Here is a 15,331-nt window from a genome sequence, read left to right on the forward strand (position 1 = left end):
CTCAGTCAATCGGGAGAGGGACGGCAAAAGAAGGGCAGGCGAGGCTGGTATGGCCTCGCCCGCTCCTTTGTGGTGCCTGGCAGATTTAGCCGCCCGACGCGATCCGGCCCACCACGAACAGCCCGCCAAGCACGGCCCCGACGGCGAAATTGGCAATCCCGGCCAGGACCAGCGTGGCAATCGCGGGCACCTGTTCGCGCAGGTTCATGCTGCTCTGCACGGCCAGATAGCCGAAGTAGATCATCACCAGACCGATCACGAAGGACACCAGCCAGCCCAGGATGGGAATGATCCCGATAATGGTGCTGATGATGGTCAGGGGCACGAAGAACAGCGCGAAGGTGTAGGCCACCTCCGGGTAGGTGCCGGTGCCCTTGAACAGGCTGCCGCCGATCAGGTAGACGGCCCCGGTGAAGATCAGGAACTGAATGGGAATGGTGATCAGCCGAGAGAAGAACTGCCCGAAAAAGGTCACATCTGCGTGGAAGAACGAGAATAGGGCGGCGATGACTGCCGATACGGCTGCCGCCACCAGCACGTAGATAAAGGCACTCTGAAGGCCGCCGCGCTTCTCGTAGCGCTCGAAGGTCGCCACGCTGGGCTGGGTGATCACGGCAGTACTCTGCGCGAACATGTCCTGAAGGCTGACTTCAGGGCCGGAGGTGACAGGGCTTCTCATGCCCTACAGTACGCGTCCCGTGTCATGCGCGTTGCCTTTATCAAATCTTTATTTTCTGCCGTTTCAGCGTCCGTGCGGCACGAGAGAGTTCTCTGAGACGCGGCGTCTCACGGTCCTGCCCCTTACCTTGGAGGCATGACCATCCCAACGTCCACCGCTCTGATCACCGGGGCCAGCAGCGGCATCGGCAAAGCGATTGCCCGGCAATTGGCCGCCCACGGGGCCAACCTGATTCTTGTGGCCCGCAATGAGCGCAAACTGCAAGCGCTGGCTGAAGATCTGACGCGCCAGTACGGAATTCGCGCCCAGGTGATCGCCACTGATCTCTCTCATCCTGACGCTGGGAAACTGCTCCAGGACGAGCTGGCGGTGCGTGGCCTGCACGTCGATCTGCTGGTCAACAACGCCGGATTCGGCGGCTTCAGCGAGTTTGCCCGCCAGGATCAGGCTGAAATTGGCGAGATGATCGCGGTGAACGTGACGGCGCTGACCGATCTGACCCGCCGCTTTCTGCCCACCATGCTGGAGCGGGGGCGGGGCCGGGTGCTGAATGTCGCCAGCACGGCGGGCTTCATTCCCGGTCCCCTGATGGCGGTGTATTACGCCACCAAAGCCTATGTCCTGTCCTTCAGCGAGGCCGTGAACGAGGAGTTGCGTGGCAGCGGTCTGAGCGTCACGGCGCTGTGCCCCGGCCCTGTGGATACCGGGTTTCAGGACGCGGCCACGCTGAACGAGAGCAAGTTGATGACTGGCGTGACCCGGCTTGCGATGCTGGACGTGGAGACGGTGGCCCGCATCGGGGTAGAGGCCATGCTGCGCGGTCAGGGGGTGGCGGTGGCCGGACTCGCCAACAAGGTTCAGGTCTCGGCCTTCCGGCTGTTGCCGCGCGCCGCCGCCGCCCGGATCATCGCGGGAGTGCAGGCGCGTCGGGAGGAATAGGCCCGCTCCATTCGGCTGAGGCTCCTGTTCTGGCTCCGACTTCCTTTTGCCCGCGCTTCGGCGTGAGACAATGCAGCCGATGACTGATTCTTTCTTTCCACCCGATCCAGTCGAGGACGGCCCGAACGCTGCCTCGCACGATGCCACCTCCCCCAGCTTTGCCGGAACCAGCCCCGAGGGTGAACAGACCCACTCCGGGTTCGTGGCGATTGTCGGCAAGCCCAACGTGGGCAAAAGCACGCTGCTCAACTCGTTCCTGAACACCAAAGTCGCGCCCACCAGCCCGCGCCCGCAGACCACCCGGCGCGGCGTGCGCGGCATCTTCACCACCGACACGCAGCAGATCGTTTTCGTGGATACCCCCGGCCTGCATAAAGCCAAAGACGCGCTGGGCAAGTACATGAACCACGAGGTCCACAGCGCCCTGAGCGACGTGGACGCCATTCTGTGGGTGGTGGACCTGCGCCACCCGCCCGGCGACGAGGACCGACTGGTGGCCCGCCAGATTCGTGACCTGCCCAAGCCGCTGTTCATGGTGGGCAACAAATTGGACGTGTCCAAATACCCGGACGAGGCCATGAAGCTCTACCGTGCCCTGCTGGAAGGCCGCACCGCCCAGACTGGCGAGATTGCCCTGAGCGCTCAGAACCAGCCGGAAGCGGTGGCCATCCTGCGCGAGCAGATTCTGGAAGTGCTGCCCGAAAACCCCTTCTTTTATCCACGCGGCGCGGCCAGTGACCAGACCCGCGAGATGTGGGCCTCCGAGATCATCCGCGAGGAAGCCATGAAGAAGCTGCGCGACGAGCTGCCCTACGCGGTGGCCACCCGCGTCAACCGCTGGACCGAGCGCGAGGATGGTCTGCAACGTATTGAGGGTGAGATCATCGTGGAGAAGAACGCCCACAAAGGGATGGTCATCGGTGCGGGCGGCAAGCAACTGCGTGAGATCGGTCAGGCGGCCCGCAAGCAACTGGAAATCTTCCTCAACCGCAAGGTCTTTCTGGGTCTGGAAGTCATCGTAATCAACGGCTGGCGCGAGGACCCCGAGGCTCTGCGGGAGCTTGGGTACGAGTAACCGCCGCCCGAACTCCTGCCCAGTGTGGGAGTGGGATCACGGCGCAAGCCCAAAACCCGGCACCTGACAAGCTCTGCCCACCAGCACAAAAGACGCCCCGGCCTTAAATTTGGCCGGGGCGTCTTTGTCTTTCCCTCTTATTCCGCCAGAGCGGTAATTTTCTGCTCGACGGGTGGCGCAGGTTTCTCAGATGCGCCGCCGCTCTTGATGCTCGCCATCACGCGGTCACGGATCTGCTGCTCCATCTCGGGGCGCTCGGCGATATAGGCAATCGCTTTTTCCTTGCCCTGGCCGATGCGCTCGTCGCCGTAGCTGTAGAAGCTGCCTGCCTTCTTGACGATGTCCATGTCGGCGGCCAGCCCCACCAGATCAGAGAGCTGGTCAAAGCCCTTGCCGAAAACCAGCGCCAGTTCCACTTCCTTGAACGGCGCGGCCACCTTGTTCTTGACGGTCTTGATCTTGACCGTGTTCGCCACGGCGTCGTTGCCCACCTTGATGGGCTGGCCGATCTTGCGGACGTCCAGACGCACGGTGGAATAGAACTTCAGCGCGCGTCCCCCGGTGGTGGTCTCGGGGTTGCCGTACATCACGCCGATCTTCTCGCGCACCTGATTGATGAAGATGGCGGCGGTGCCGGTCTTGGACAGGATCGCGGTCAGCTTGCGTAGCGCCTGACTCATCAGACGGGCCTGGAGGCCGGGCAGGCTGTCGCCCATCTCACCCTCAATTTCGGCGCGGGGGGTCAGGGCGGCCACGCTGTCCACCACCACGACGTCGATTGCGCCGGAACGCACCAGCAATTCCATGATTTCCAGCGCCTGCTCGCCGTTGTCGGGCTGCGAGACCAGCAGTTCGTCGGTGTTGCAGCCCAGTGCGCGGGCATACACCGGGTCAAGCGCGTGTTCGGCGTCAATGAACGCGCACGTTCCGCCGGCCTTCTGCGCCTGTGCCACGATGCTCAGGGCCAGGGTGGTCTTGCCCCCGGCTTCCGGGCCGTAGATCTCGGTGACGCGCCCGCGCGGAATGCCGCCCACGCCCAGCGCGAGGTCCAGCGACAGGCTGCCGGTGGAGATCACCTGAATGTCCAGCTTGCTCTCTGCCCCAAGCTTCATGATGCTGCCCTTGCCGAACGCCTTTTCAATCTGGCTCATGGCCGTTTCAATGGCCTTCTGGCGTTCCTTGCTGTCATTGGGGGCGGCGCTGATTTCTTTCGGGTTCTCTTTGCTCATGATGGCTCCTGTGCCTGTACCTGCCGTGTGGGAGAGGGTGAATTGTCGGGTTCAGTTGGAGGTGAGGCCATTTCGCTCGGCGCTGCTACGGGCTGACTCTCGGCCTGAAATCTGAAGGTGCTGACCTGTTCGTAGATCGGCCCCGTCTTCTGGAGGTGGGACCGCTGCAAGGTTGCCCCGCCCGCCTTCCAGCCCAGTTCAAAATTCATGGGCGGCACGCGCGGCGCGGGTCCCTTACGGCGGGCCAGGGTGATGTGGGCCTTAAAGCCCATGTCCTCGGTTTCTATGCCCAGTTCCTGCACCCCGGCGCGCAGGGCGGCGGCCAGTTCGTCCAGTCCCTCGGCCTCCACCTTGACAAACCACACGCGCGGGCTGCCCTCGTTGGGAAAGTAGCCGGTGCCGCGCAATTTGACGTCCATCGGTCCCAGGTTCTCCGTCAGGCGTGTGCCCAGCGCCTTGAGTTCGGCCAGTCTGTCCAGCGGTGCAGACGGCAGATAACACAGCGTGACGTGCATCTGCTCGCGCCCGGTGGTGCGCCAGTTGCCTTTCAGCTTGCGCTGCGCTTCGGAAAGTGGGCCAGTGATGCTGGCGGGAACCTTCAGGGCGTAGAAGAAACGTCCGGTGGTGGGCGTGTGTTCCTCTGGAGCCTGCCTGCCCCGCGTGGCCTGCGCGGTTTGACGCTCGCTGCGCTGCCTGAACTCTGCCGACGCTGTCTGCTCCTGGGCCTTGCGGGGTGCGCTGGCTTCGGCCTCGTCCTTGCGGCGTGGCTGGGTCACGCGCCGGACAGCCTGAACCGGGGCGGCGGGCAGATCGGCCTCTGCCCGGATTTTCAGAGCGGCGTTCAGATCGGATTCACGCGGCTTCTCTGATTTCTGCTCTACTTTCTGTTTGTTCTGTAATTTGGTCTGCGATTTTCTGATCTTCATGCCAGCTCCCCGCCTGCTCTGAGTGCCCGGTAAGCCAGCGCCAGCGCGGTCACGGCGGCGCGCTCCCGCATCTGCGCGGCGTCGCCGGGCCAGTTGACGCTGGCAGCCTTGTGGCCCTTCGCGCTGCTGATGGCGGCGTGAACCTGCCCGGCGTTCTCGCCCGTCACGCTGACCACCACGGCCAGTCCTATGTCTGCTCCCAGGTGTTCACGCGCCCCGGCGGCCAGCTCCAGCGCGGCCCCCTCGCTGACCAGTCCGGCGTCGCGCAGGGTCACGGGGGTCAGGCCCAGCGTGATCAGGCGGGCATGGTCCCCAGTCACGGCGGCGTCCAGAAAGCCCGCCGTATCGGCCAGCAGGCCACACAATGCGCCCGCACTGCCCGCCTCAATGACGCCCAGACTGCGGCCTGCCAGTCCGTCGCCTAGCGCCCCGGCCAGCGTCTGCCCGTCCTCGCCCCAGGTCCAGCGCGACAGGTGGGCGCGCACCGTTTCCAGCAGCGGGGCCATCAGCTCGTGGGCCTGTGCCTCGGTCCCGGCACTGGCCGCCACGCGCACGTCCACGCCAGTCTTGCGGGCGTAGGTGGCGACGCTGGGATTGGCGTTCTGGGTCAGCCCGGCCAGCAGCTCGGCCACGTTGCTCTCGCCGATGCCCTGGGTGTGGATGGTGGTGGCAACCAGCGCGTGATCCGGCAGCGGGAGACGCGGCAGCACCTGCTCCCGCCACATCCGGTGCATCTCGCGGGGCGGGCCGGGCAGGGCCACGACGTATTTACCCCCGGTTCGCACGAACCAGCCGGGCGCGGTCCCCACCGGATTAGGCAGCGCCTCGGCACTGGGGATCAGCCACGTCTGCTTGCGGTTGACCTGCGGCATCTCGCGCCCACGGGCGGCATACAGCCCTTCCAGCCACGCCAGCAGTTCAGGGTCTTCACCCGGCGTTTCTCCCAGCGCGTCGGCAATGGATTCGCGGGTCAGGTCATCGTCGGTGGGTCCCAGGCCGCCGCCCAGAATCACCAGATCGGCGCGCGACAGGGCCAGCGTAATGGCCGCACTGACGCGTCCCAGGTTGTCGCCCAGCACCGTTTTGCGGTGCAGGATGACGCCCCGTTCGCCCAGTTCGCGTGCCAGAAAGGCCGCGTTGGTGTCCACGATCTCACCGAACAGCAGCTCTGTTCCCACGCTGATAATTTCTGCTAGCAACATAACAACACCGCCGGAGTATAGGCGAAAGCGAAACGAACGTCTAGTCCTGAAGGGGCAGGTAAGGGCATCTCCAGAGTGTATGTCGGGGGTGGGCGTGCCGCAGGGTGCATCTGTATAACAAAAAGGTGGAGCGGCCCGCCGGGGCATGTCACACTGCCGACCATGCCTTCCCCCGTATCTCCCGTCCAGACTGCCGCCCGCGTGTTGCTGGGCGCGGCCCTCGCCTTCGCAGGAACCGGCCACCTGACCTTCTTACGCCAGGATTTTCAGGCGCAGGTGCCCGAAAGCCTGCCGCTGAATCAGGATTTTGTGGTGCTGGCTTCCGGTGTGGTGGAGATCGGTATGGGCGTGGCCCTGATGGCCCTGCCGAAACAGCGCGTGACGGTGGGCTGGATCATGGCCGCCTTCTTCGTGGCGGTGTTTCCCGGCAGCATCTCGCAGTACCTGACCCACAGCGACGCCTTCGGGCTGGACACGGACCGCAAACGTCTGATCCGCCTGTTGTTCCAGCCGGTGCTGATCGCATGGGCGCTGTGGTCTACCGGGGCATGGGCGGCGCGGAAGAAGGGCTAAAACCCGCACGATCACACCCCAAAAGAACGGCGGACCTCTGTTGATCAGGTCCGCCGCTGAACTGTCTCGTGCCTCAAAGCAGGGAAAGGGGCTGTTTTAACGGGTTCAGGAAACTGGAGGCGTGAGCTTCGGCGTTCCTGCATTGCCCGGACGTGAAGCCGTTTGCCCCTCGCCTCCCAGCGGCGGCTTGAAGCCCCGCAGCCGCAACGCGTTGCTCAGCACGAACACGCTGCTCAGGCCCATCGCCGCCGCCGCCAGCACGGGGGAGAGGGTGATGTTCCCCCCCGCCAGCACGCCCGCCGCCACCGGAATCAGCAGGATGTTATAGGCAAAGGCCCAGAAGAGGTTGACCCGGATATTCCGCAGCGTGGCCCGCGAGAGGGCGATGGCGTTCGGCACGCCGCGCAGGTCACCGGACATCAGGATCACATCTGCCGTTTCCACGGCCACGTCCGTTCCGGTGCCAATCGCCACGCCCACGTCCGCGCGGGCCAGCGCAGGGGCGTCGTTGATGCCGTCTCCGACGAAAGCCACCTTGCGGCCCCCGGCCTGGAGTTCCTGAACTGCGTCCGACTTGCCTTCGGGCAGCACTTCGGCCAGCACGCGGGACACGCCGACTTCGGCGGCCACAGCTTCGGCAGTGGCGCGGGTGTCGCCCGTGATCATGGCGACTTCAGTTCCCTGTTCCTGCAAGGTGCGGATGGCGTCCACGCTGCCCACACGCACCGGATCGGCCACGCCCAGCAGCCCGGCAAGCTGGCCGTCCACGGCGATAAAAACGGGGGTGCGTCCGCGTTTTGCCAGGGCGTCGGCCTGCGCTTCCAACTCGCCTAAATTCAGGCCCAGTTTGTGCATGTAGCGGGCCGCACCCACCTCCACGCGCTTACCCTCCACGTTGGCCTGGACGCCATAGCCGGGGATGGCCTGAAAGTCGGCGGCTCGCAGGTTGATGGTTGATGGTTGACGGTTGATAGAGGAGGGCAAGGATTGGGCGTTGTCGGTTTTCTCCTCGCCCAGCGCCGCCCGCTCAATGGCCCGCGCCAGTGGGTGTTCGGAGGACGCCTCGGCGGCGGCGGTCAGCCGGAGCAGTTCTCCATCACCCTTCAACCATCCACCATCAACTATCACTTCCGTGACTTCGGGCCGTCCCTGCGTGACCGTGCCGGTCTTGTCCACGGCCACCACCTGCGCGGCTCCCAGACCTTCCAGCGCGGCCCCGCTGCGGAACAGCACGCCCATCTGCGCGGCGCGTCCGCTGCCCACCATGATGCTGACGGGAGTGGCAAGGCCCATCGCGCACGGGCAGGCGATGATCAGCACGGCGACGGTATGCACCAGGGCGTTGGCTAACGCGCCCTCGCCACCAATCAGCATCCACACTGCGAAGGTCACGGCGGCGATCACCAGCACCACCGGCACAAAGATGGCCACCACGCGGTCTGCCAGACCCTGAATCGGCGGGCGGCTGGCCTGCGCGTCCTCCACCATGCGGATAATCCGGGACAACGCGGTGTCGGCCCCCACGCCCGTGGCCCGGAAGGTCAGTGCGCCCGTGCCGTTGACCGTGCCGCCCGTGACCTTCGCCCCCGCCGTCTTCTGCACGGGCACGCTCTCGCCGGTCAGCATGGACTCGTCCACGTAGCTGCTGCCGTCCACCACTTCACCGTCCACCGGCAGGCGTTCGCCGGAGCGCACCAGCACATGATCCCCCAGGCGCACGTCGTCGGCGGGGACTTCCACCACGCCGCCCTCACGCTGCACGCGGGCTACGTTGGGTTGCAGGGCCAGCAGGGTTCGCATGGCCTCGCTGCTGCGGCCCTTTGCTAGCGCCTCAAACAGTTTGCCCAGCAGGATCAGCGTGATGACCACGCCGGACGCCTCGTAGTACACATGGGCGCTGCCCACCGGAAACAGGCCGGGGGCCAGCGTCACAAGCAGCGAATACCCGAAGGCGGCGGAGGTGCCCAGCATCACCAGCGTGTTCATGTCTGGGCTGCGGTGCTTGAGGGCCGCCCAGCCGCTGCGGTAAAAGCGCAGGCCGGGGCCGAACTGAACCGGGGCGGCCAGCGCCAGCATCACCCAGTTCAGCGTCTGGGAGCCGAAGCGGTCTATCAGCCACATATCCAGTGGCATCCACACCATCGGCAGCATCGCCAGAATGAACAGCGGAATGCTGAAGGCGGCGGCGAGGATCACCGAACGCCGCAGCGCCGCGATTTCCTCCGCTTTACGGGCGCGGTCTGCGTCCAGCCGGGATTGAGACTGCGTGGCCTCATCCGGTACGTCGTAGCCAGCCTCGCGCACGGCTTCTTTCAGCGCGGCGGGCGAGGTGGAGGCGGGCAGATACGTCACGTTGGCCCGCTCGGTGGCGAGGTTGACGCTGGCGCTCAATACGCCCTCGGCCTTCTGTAAACCGCGTTCCACCCGGCCCACGCACGCGGCACAGGTCATGCCCTCCACGGGAAAGGAGAGTTCCGCCGTGCGCGTCTCGTAGCCGGTGTCTTTAACAGTTTCCACAAGCTGAGCGGCGTTCGTCAGTGCCGGATCGTAGGTCACGCTGGCTCGCTCCGTCGCCAGGTTCACGGCGACGTCCTGCACACCGTTCACCTTCTTGAGGCCGCGTTCTACCCGGCCCACGCAGGCGGCGCAGGTCATCCCGCCCACGTCCAGAGTAAGAGTCTTCATCGTCATAGGAACAGTCTATCCCCCTGGGGAGGGTAAGGCAAGGTGGGGATGGGTGATGGTGAATGGTTGATGGAGTGAGAGCGTACGTATTTTACACATTGAGCTGACTGGACACGAAACCTTCACCTCTTAGACCTTTAGACCCTTCGACCCTTAGACCTTCCTGCTCTTGACCTCCCTCCCCCCCAGGGTCTAAAATCTATCCATGACAAACACCTTGACCACTGAACTGAAAGTTGACGGCATGACCTGCGGCCACTGCGTGAAAGCGGTGGAAAAGGCGCTGAAAGGCGTGACGGGCGTGCATGACGTGCAGGTTGATCTGGAGGGCGGCAAGGCCACCGTTCACGGCGACGCCGACACCGGGGCCATGATCAGCGCTGTAGCGGAAGAAGGTTACGCCGCGCAGGTTTCGGCTTGACCGATGCCCCCGCGTTTGCGGACGCCCCCCACTGCACGGCGGAGGGCAAACTCTGCATGCCGGAGGACGCCCGCAAACGCGCTCGCCGCCGCCTGAGCATCGCCCGTGGTCATCTGGACAGCATCGTGCGCATGCTGGATGACCCGGAGGTCTACTGCGTGGACGTGCTGCGGCAGATCAAGGCCGTGCAGGGCGCGCTGAGCGGCGCGGGCGACGTGGTGCTGCGCGGCCATCTGGAAGCGCATGTCGCCACCTCTGCCGGGCGCGGCGACAGCGTGGAACTGGTGGAAGAAGTGATGGAAGCTTTGCGCTACCGGTAATACGGATTCCGTTTGTTTCGTGCAGGAATCGGAACAGCGCCGATCCCTCCACTCCACGCCCGGAACCCGTTTTTCTCCTGCTCGCTCCACTCGGATTACGGGTGTTTTCAACACCCTCTAATCGGAGTCCGTATAAGAACGCCAGAAACATCAGTTGAGAAATGGGTCAGTTGAGCCTCGCGCTTTAACTGACCCATTATTTTTAATGAGAGCTATGGCGTCGGCTTAGCTTTCAGGCGTTCCTGAAATGTTCCTGTAAGGATCTGCCGTCTATTGTTCTGGCGTTGGAGAAGCAGATCACCTGCAAAGAAAACGCCGTTTACTTTCTCTGAGCCGCATCCATTCAAGGGGAAGGCATGCCTTATTCCAAACAGAAGCCTTCCCCTTCCCTGCTGATCGTCGGTGATCTGGAAGGGAAGATTGAGCGGCAATTGCAGGTAGACGCTCCAATAGACCGGCGCTGGACCACCCGCACCTGCCCCACCCCTGCCGAGGCGGCGGACATCGCCCCGCAGGAGGCCCCGGACCTAGTGGTGATCGTCTGCAAGCAGATCGGTGACGAACTGTGCGCCGATCTGATCCGCTTGCTGGAACACGCCAAGCTGCACTGGCCCTTCACCTTCTTTATTCTGGCCAGCGAACGCCCGATTCAGCGTGTGGACGTCTTGCTGGAACGCTTCGGCGAGATGCCGGTGGTGGACCTCGGGGACGTCGCTTCGGTCAGCCGCACCATCGAGCGCGAGATGCTCTCCAGCATCTTTGGCGTCGTGCGGGGCGTGTCGCTCTCGGGCTTTCTCCAGATGATGGAATGGGAGGAAAAGAGCCTGTGTATCCGGGCGGAATCTGGCCGCACCTGGGGCCGCCTGCACCTGCTTCAGGGGCGGCTGGTCCAGGCTTACTCGCATGCCACTGGTCAGACCGGCGAGGACGCTGCGCTGGACATCCTGTCATGGGACAGCGTGTCTCTGCGGATCGAACGCTCGTACCACAACCGCAGCGGCGGGGGCACGGCGCGGCCCCTGACCTCCCTGCTCATGGAGGCCATGCAGCGCAAGGACGAGGACGCCCGGCAGCCCGACGCTGCGGTTTCCGCTGTTTCCGAGGAGGACCCCTTGTTCAGGAGACCCAAGAACTCTACCGCCGGTCTCAAGAAACCCCAGCCTGAAACCGCGCCGCCCCCCACCGCCGCTCTCCCAGCCACCACAGCCGCCCCCACCAGTTTCGTGGAATCCGATTTCATCTTTCCCGAGCCGGGGGCTGCCGGACAGGCCGCCGCGCCCCTTCCTCTCCCTCTTCCCAGCCTGACCCAGGAACAAAGGACACACATCATGGCAAACGTCAAGGACACACTGAACAGCGCCACCAACGATATCGACGGCGCAATGGCCGCCGCGCTGGTGGACTACGAGAGCGGGATGGCCCTGGGCACGATGGGCAGCGGCGTCAATCTGGACGTGGCGGCGGCGGGCAACACCGAAGTGGTGCGCGCCAAGCTGCGAACCATGAAAAGCCTGGGCATCGACGGCGAGATCGAGGACATCCTGATCACCCTGCAAAACCAGTACCACATTATTTACATGGTGCCCGGCCAGACGCTGTTCCTGTATCTGGTGCTGGCCAAGGACAAGGCCAACCTGGCGATGGCCCGCTACAAGCTCAAGGCGCTGGGCAAGGACATCACCATCGCCTGAGCGCCGGAAGAAGGCGAAGGCCAACACGGGAGGGCAGCCGATGTGAGCTGCCCTCCCGTATTGCTGGAACGTTTTTACGTGAAGCTGATGTGCGGCAGCATCTTCTTGATGTTCTTCGCGCCGATCCCGCTGACCTTTTTCTCCAGGTCCATGCTGTTCTTGAAGGGCCGGTCCTTGATGATCTCGGCAGCCAGTTTGACGCTGACGCCGGGCAGCGTTTCGAGCTGGCTGGCGGTGGCGCGGTTGATGTGAACCAGCGCCATATTCCCGCTGCCGGACATGCTGGACCTGCCCATCTTCATGGTGGAGGCCGCGCCCGACATCCCGGTCCTGACCGTGTTCATGGCCGATCTGACGGTGGGTGTGGCCGCAGGCGTGTTGGTCCTGGGCGTGGCGGTCTGGGCAAAAGCGAGGGCGGGCAGCAGGGCGGCGGTGGCAAGCGTGGTGGTCAGGACAGTCAGCGTTCTGTGCATGGTGGGCCTCCGAAAAGCACAGTAGGAGGGCCAGTTAAAGGGCGAATGAAGGCAATGCGCCGCCGCTTTCTACCCGCCGGGAAAGCTGACCTCCACCCGCGCGCCGCCCTCCGGCGGGTTGTCCAGCGTCAGGGTGCCGCCGTGGATCTCGACGACCTGCCGCACCACGGCCAGCCCCAGGCCAAAGCCCTCTACCGCCGCCCCCGCCGCCTCGCCGCGCACAAAAGCCTCGGTGAGTGCGCCGCCAGGAAAGCCGGGGCCGCTGTCCTGAACAGTCAACTGTGCGCCGCCGTCCTGGGGCACCACCCTGACCTGCACCTCGCCGCCGCGTGGGGTGAACTTCAGGGCATTGCCGATCAGGTTTTCCAGCACGCTGCCCAGCAGGGCGCTGTCGCCGCGCAGCGGGGTGGCCTGACCGTCCAGCCACAGGTCCAGACCCTGGCGCAGGGCCAGCGGTTGCAGCAGGTCCACCGCCTCGCCTGCCAGCGCCAGCAGGTCCACGGGGGGCCAGGAGGAGCGGGCGGGTTCCAGATGCTGTGTTCCTGAACGCTGTGTTTCCAGGCGCTGTGTTCCTAAACGCTGGGCGCGGGTCAGGGTCATCAGGTTGCCGGTCAGCAGGCGCAGGCGCGACGCCGTGCGCTGGGTCCGTTCCAGGACGGCGTGCATCTCCTGCGGCGAACGTGGGCGGGCCAGGGTGTGTTCCAGGTCTGCCAGCAGCGCCGTGACCGGGGTCCGCAATTCGTGCGAGGCGCTGGCCAGAAACAGCGTCTCGCGCTCGCGTTCGGCCCGCAGGGCACCCAGGCTGGCGTCCAGCGCGCGGGCCAGTGCGCCGACCTCGCCGCCCAGGGTCAGGGCGGGCAGCGGGCCGGGGGCGTCCAGGGTCTGGACCCGCGCCGCCAGCGCTTCCAGGGGCCGCAGCGTGCGCCGGACCTCGCGGGCCACCAGCGCGCCGCCCAGGGCGCTGAGCAGCAGCAGGGTCAGGGCCGTGACCAGGGCATACAGCCGCATCGAGCGTTCCAGGGGCAGCAGGTTGCGGCCCACCTGCACGGCGCTGTTGTCTGCCCGCGTGGACGACACCAGATAGCCGTCCACGCGGCTGATCCCCTGCCCGGCAGTTCCGGTCAGCCAGCCAGGGTCCAGGATGTCCGGCCCGGCAGCCCCGCCCGCCCAGCGCAGCCGCCCGCCGCCGTACACCCGCGCCACCGCTGTGATGCCGTCGACTTCCAGCAGGTCCTCGGCCCTGTCGGGCAGCGTCCCTGGCGTGGCCCGCGCGACGGCCAGAAGCGCGTCGGCCTGGGCCTCGATCTGCCGGGTAATGCTGCTCAGTTCCAGCCGCCACAGCGCCGTTCCTGCCACCCCCGCAGAGGCCAGCAGGCTCAGCAACAGAATGCTGAAGGTCAGCAGGGTCAGGCGGGCACGCAGGGTCATCTGAGAGCAAGTATGCGGCGGAGTGGCAGGAGCATTCAGGAGATCGTTGTTTATCTGGGTCAGACTTCCGGCCCAGCGTCCGGGAAGCGGTAGCCCAGGCCGCGCACCGTCTGCACCACCGGGTCGCCCAGCTTGCGCCGCAGGTTGCGGACATAGGTGTCCACCACGTTGGATTCGGCATCGAAACGCCCGTCCCAGACCCGGTCGATCAGTTCGTCGCGGGTGTAGATCCTGCCCGGATGCGAGGCCAGCACTTCCAGCAGCGAGAACTCCTTGGCAGTCAGGGCCACCCGCGCGCCATCCCGGAACACCGCGCGGGCATTCCAGTCCAGCCGCAGATCCTGCCACACCTGTGTGCTTTGCGGTTCCGAGCGGCCCCGGCGCACCAGCGCCCGCAGCCGGGCCTGCACCTCGCCCAGGTGAAAGGGCTTGACCAGATAGTCGTCGCCGCCCGCGTCCAGCCCCGCGATCCGGTCCTCCACCGCGTCGCGCGCGGTCAGGAACAGCACCGGGCAGCTTGAGCCAGCCTCCCTCAGCTCCCGCACCAGCTCGAAGCCGGCCAGCGGTCCCTCGGGCAGGCCCACGTCCACCATTAGGGCGTCGAAAGGGATGGTCAGGGCCAGCTCACGCGCCTCGCGGGCACAGGCCGCCTCGTCCACCGCGTAGCCCGCCTCGCGCAGGCTGGCGACCAGCGGGCGGCGAATGGTGGGTTCATCCTCGACAACCAGAAAGCGCATGGGCGCAGGCTAGCGCGGGCAGGTCACGCCCAGATGGAAGCGGGTCCGTGCCTCCTGGCCGCCTCTATCGGGCCGCCTCAGCCTGCCAGTGGCACGGCCAGCCAGTCGTCTTCCTGGCTCTCATCGGTGACGTGCCGCCCGGTGGTGCCGACGGTGCGGCAGGTAAAGCTCATCAGCGGCAGGCTCCTGCTGCCCGCCACCAGGGTGTAGGTGCCGTGTTCCTCGGCATTCTGGCTGCGGGCATTGCTGTGGCCGAAGGTGATCCGCGCCCGCGTCCCCCTGCGAACCCCGGCGTATTCAGAGTCGATGATGGTTCCCTCGAAATGCCGTTCGGGATCATTGGTCTGTCCATGCCACGCGCCGCGCACGGTGATGGCCTGAGCGTCTTTTTGCGTCATGCCCTACCCAATCAGTCTGGCGCGTTAAAGACAAGAGGGGGCAGTTCTCATGGGGCCTGGAGAATACGTCCGGGTCCACATCTGTGTTCACAGGCCCGGAATGGGCGCGGTGGTGTCTTTGACCGGGTGCCCGACTGCCGCTGTCGCCGTTCCTGGCGAGTCGGTAGCGCCCTTGAGCGTGTCGATATCCGCCGCGTTCAACTTGCCGTCCTGCAAGCGGATGCTTACCTTCGGAACGAGGTCTGGAGGGTCATGCGGCAAGGCTGCGGTGGGCAGATCAGGGGCAGATGAAGCCGGAGCTTTCTGGACCTCGCAACCCTGCTGAACCTCAGAGCGCGTTTATAAAGGTTCGACAGAAGGATCAAGACGACGGAGCATCAAGCGAATGTTGGCGAGATAGCACCAGGAAGCGGAGGTGTGGCAGCGGCCTTCATAGTCCCGGCTCAGCCGACGTGAGCGCGTCAACCACGCCAATGAGCGTTCCACCACCCAGCGGCGAGGCAGCACCTGAAACCCTTTGGCCCTGTCACTACGCTTGATGATTTCCAGTGTCCA

At 65.2% G+C, this 15,331-nt stretch carries 17 protein-coding genes; 6 read left to right on the plus strand and 11 right to left on the minus strand.

Annotated elements, in window-relative coordinates; translation table 11 throughout:
- Positions 1 to 85: 85 nt before the first annotated feature.
- Positions 86 to 679: a YIP1 family protein gene (locus BOO71_RS24505; protein ID WP_075836865.1), complete on the minus strand. Its 594-nt coding sequence runs from the start codon at positions 677 to 679 to the stop codon at positions 86 to 88.
- A gap of 135 nt (positions 680 to 814) precedes the next feature.
- On the opposite strand from BOO71_RS24505, the gene BOO71_RS24510 reads away from it, so the two are divergent.
- Positions 815 to 1,618 (plus strand): SDR family NAD(P)-dependent oxidoreductase, encoded by an 804-nt coding sequence (locus BOO71_RS24510; protein ID WP_075836866.1) that lies wholly within the window; start codon positions 815 to 817, stop codon positions 1,616 to 1,618.
- A 79-nt stretch (positions 1,619 to 1,697) separates the two neighbouring features.
- Complete coding sequence (era, locus tag BOO71_RS24515; RefSeq protein WP_083653803.1) at positions 1,698 to 2,693, plus strand: GTPase Era; 996 nt, start codon at positions 1,698 to 1,700, stop codon at positions 2,691 to 2,693.
- A 137-nt stretch (positions 2,694 to 2,830) separates the two neighbouring features.
- Here the strand turns inward: era and recA are convergent, their stop codons facing one another.
- Genes recA through BOO71_RS24530 form a run of 3 tightly spaced genes read right to left on the minus strand, consistent with a single transcriptional unit; the run spans position 2,831 to position 6,050 of the window.
- The gene (recA, locus tag BOO71_RS24520) at positions 2,831 to 3,922 is read right to left on the minus strand and encodes a recombinase RecA (protein WP_075836867.1); all 1,092 of its coding nucleotides are present in this window, start codon (positions 3,920 to 3,922) and stop codon (positions 2,831 to 2,833) included.
- Entirely contained in the window at positions 3,919 to 4,848 is a 930-nt protein-coding gene (thpR, locus tag BOO71_RS24525; protein ID WP_083653804.1) for an RNA 2',3'-cyclic phosphodiesterase, read from the minus strand. The genes recA and thpR overlap by 4 nt, the downstream gene beginning before the upstream one ends.
- Entirely contained in the window at positions 4,845 to 6,050 is a 1,206-nt protein-coding gene (locus BOO71_RS24530; RefSeq protein ID WP_075836868.1) for a CinA family nicotinamide mononucleotide deamidase-related protein, read from the minus strand. The genes thpR and BOO71_RS24530 overlap by 4 nt, the downstream gene beginning before the upstream one ends.
- A 162-nt stretch (positions 6,051 to 6,212) precedes the next feature.
- Between BOO71_RS24530 and BOO71_RS24535 the strand changes: the two genes are divergently transcribed.
- Positions 6,213 to 6,623, plus strand: coding sequence for a DoxX family protein (locus BOO71_RS24535; protein WP_075836869.1), 411 nt, complete (start codon positions 6,213 to 6,215; stop codon positions 6,621 to 6,623).
- A gap of 105 nt (positions 6,624 to 6,728) precedes the next feature.
- Here the strand turns inward: BOO71_RS24535 and BOO71_RS24540 are convergent, their stop codons facing one another.
- Entirely contained in the window at positions 6,729 to 9,308 is a 2,580-nt protein-coding gene (locus tag BOO71_RS24540) for a heavy metal translocating P-type ATPase (protein WP_075836870.1), read from the minus strand.
- A gap of 205 nt (positions 9,309 to 9,513) precedes the next feature.
- On the opposite strand from BOO71_RS24540, the gene BOO71_RS24545 reads away from it, so the two are divergent.
- From BOO71_RS24545 to BOO71_RS26565, 3 genes are all read left to right on the plus strand, one after another.
- Positions 9,514 to 9,729, plus strand: a complete 216-nt coding sequence (locus BOO71_RS24545) for a CopZ family metallochaperone (protein ID WP_254843286.1) — start codon at positions 9,514 to 9,516, stop codon at positions 9,727 to 9,729.
- A 56-nt stretch (positions 9,730 to 9,785) separates the two neighbouring features.
- The gene (locus tag BOO71_RS24550; protein WP_029483685.1) at positions 9,786 to 10,049 is read left to right on the plus strand and encodes a metal-sensitive transcriptional regulator; all 264 of its coding nucleotides are present in this window, start codon (positions 9,786 to 9,788) and stop codon (positions 10,047 to 10,049) included.
- Between the two features lie 356 nt (positions 10,050 to 10,405).
- Positions 10,406 to 11,740 carry a DUF4388 domain-containing protein gene (locus BOO71_RS26565; RefSeq protein WP_083653805.1) on the plus strand — a complete coding sequence of 445 codons (1,335 nt, stop codon included), beginning with the start codon at positions 10,406 to 10,408 and terminating at the stop codon, positions 11,738 to 11,740.
- Positions 11,741 to 11,814: 74 nt separating this feature from the next.
- On the opposite strand, the gene BOO71_RS24565 is transcribed toward BOO71_RS26565, so the two are convergent.
- The 6 genes from BOO71_RS24565 to BOO71_RS24585 form a co-directional block, all read right to left on the minus strand.
- Positions 11,815 to 12,213: a ComEA family DNA-binding protein gene (locus BOO71_RS24565; protein ID WP_083653806.1), complete on the minus strand. Its 399-nt coding sequence runs from the start codon at positions 12,211 to 12,213 to the stop codon at positions 11,815 to 11,817.
- A gap of 69 nt (positions 12,214 to 12,282) precedes the next feature.
- Positions 12,283 to 13,641 carry a sensor histidine kinase gene (locus BOO71_RS24570; RefSeq protein ID WP_075836872.1) on the minus strand — a complete coding sequence of 453 codons (1,359 nt, stop codon included), beginning with the start codon at positions 13,639 to 13,641 and terminating at the stop codon, positions 12,283 to 12,285.
- Between the two features lie 59 nt (positions 13,642 to 13,700).
- Positions 13,701 to 14,378 (minus strand): response regulator transcription factor, encoded by a 678-nt coding sequence (locus BOO71_RS24575; protein ID WP_075836873.1) that lies wholly within the window; start codon positions 14,376 to 14,378, stop codon positions 13,701 to 13,703.
- Between the two features lie 77 nt (positions 14,379 to 14,455).
- Complete coding sequence (locus tag BOO71_RS24580; protein ID WP_075836874.1) at positions 14,456 to 14,776, minus strand: hypothetical protein; 321 nt, start codon at positions 14,774 to 14,776, stop codon at positions 14,456 to 14,458.
- An 87-nt stretch (positions 14,777 to 14,863) separates the two neighbouring features.
- Positions 14,864 to 15,037 (minus strand): hypothetical protein, encoded by a 174-nt coding sequence (locus BOO71_RS28120; RefSeq protein WP_175607532.1) that lies wholly within the window; start codon positions 15,035 to 15,037, stop codon positions 14,864 to 14,866.
- 78 nt (positions 15,038 to 15,115) lie between these two features.
- Positions 15,116 to 15,331: transposase (locus BOO71_RS24585; RefSeq protein WP_139323184.1), on the minus strand; the 216-nt coding region annotated here is incomplete at its 5' end.

It is taken from the genome of Deinococcus marmoris (assembly GCF_001949125.1).
GTDB classification, from domain to species: domain Bacteria; phylum Deinococcota; class Deinococci; order Deinococcales; family Deinococcaceae; genus Deinococcus; species Deinococcus marmoris_A.

Excerpts from the sequence above, each read along its gene's own strand:
- BOO71_RS24570 (WP_075836872.1), bottom strand. The coding sequence starts at position 13,641 with ATGACCCTGCGTGCCCGCCTGACCCTGCTGACCTTCAGCATTCTGTTG.
- BOO71_RS24580 (WP_075836874.1), bottom strand. The coding sequence starts at position 14,776 with ATGACGCAAAAAGACGCTCAGGCCATCACCGTGCGCGGCGCGTGGCAT.
- BOO71_RS24530 (WP_075836868.1), bottom strand. The coding sequence starts at position 6,050 with ATGTTGCTAGCAGAAATTATCAGCGTGGGAACAGAGCTGCTGTTCGGT.
- BOO71_RS24510 (WP_075836866.1), top strand. The coding sequence starts at position 815 with ATGACCATCCCAACGTCCACCGCTCTGATCACCGGGGCCAGCAGCGGC.
- recA (WP_075836867.1), bottom strand. The coding sequence starts at position 3,922 with ATGAGCAAAGAGAACCCGAAAGAAATCAGCGCCGCCCCCAATGACAGC.
- BOO71_RS24535 (WP_075836869.1), top strand. The coding sequence starts at position 6,213 with ATGCCTTCCCCCGTATCTCCCGTCCAGACTGCCGCCCGCGTGTTGCTG.
- BOO71_RS24575 (WP_075836873.1), bottom strand. The coding sequence starts at position 14,378 with ATGCGCTTTCTGGTTGTCGAGGATGAACCCACCATTCGCCGCCCGCTG.
- BOO71_RS24505 (WP_075836865.1), bottom strand. The coding sequence starts at position 679 with ATGAGAAGCCCTGTCACCTCCGGCCCTGAAGTCAGCCTTCAGGACATG.
- BOO71_RS26565 (WP_083653805.1), top strand. The coding sequence starts at position 10,406 with ATGCCTTATTCCAAACAGAAGCCTTCCCCTTCCCTGCTGATCGTCGGT.
- BOO71_RS24550 (WP_029483685.1), top strand. The coding sequence starts at position 9,786 with ATGCCGGAGGACGCCCGCAAACGCGCTCGCCGCCGCCTGAGCATCGCC.
- BOO71_RS24565 (WP_083653806.1), bottom strand. The coding sequence starts at position 12,213 with ATGCACAGAACGCTGACTGTCCTGACCACCACGCTTGCCACCGCCGCC.
- BOO71_RS24545 (WP_254843286.1), top strand. The coding sequence starts at position 9,514 with ATGACAAACACCTTGACCACTGAACTGAAAGTTGACGGCATGACCTGC.
- thpR (WP_083653804.1), bottom strand. The coding sequence starts at position 4,848 with ATGAAGATCAGAAAATCGCAGACCAAATTACAGAACAAACAGAAAGTA.
- era (WP_083653803.1), top strand. The coding sequence starts at position 1,698 with ATGACTGATTCTTTCTTTCCACCCGATCCAGTCGAGGACGGCCCGAAC.
- BOO71_RS24540 (WP_075836870.1), bottom strand. The coding sequence starts at position 9,308 with ATGAAGACTCTTACTCTGGACGTGGGCGGGATGACCTGCGCCGCCTGC.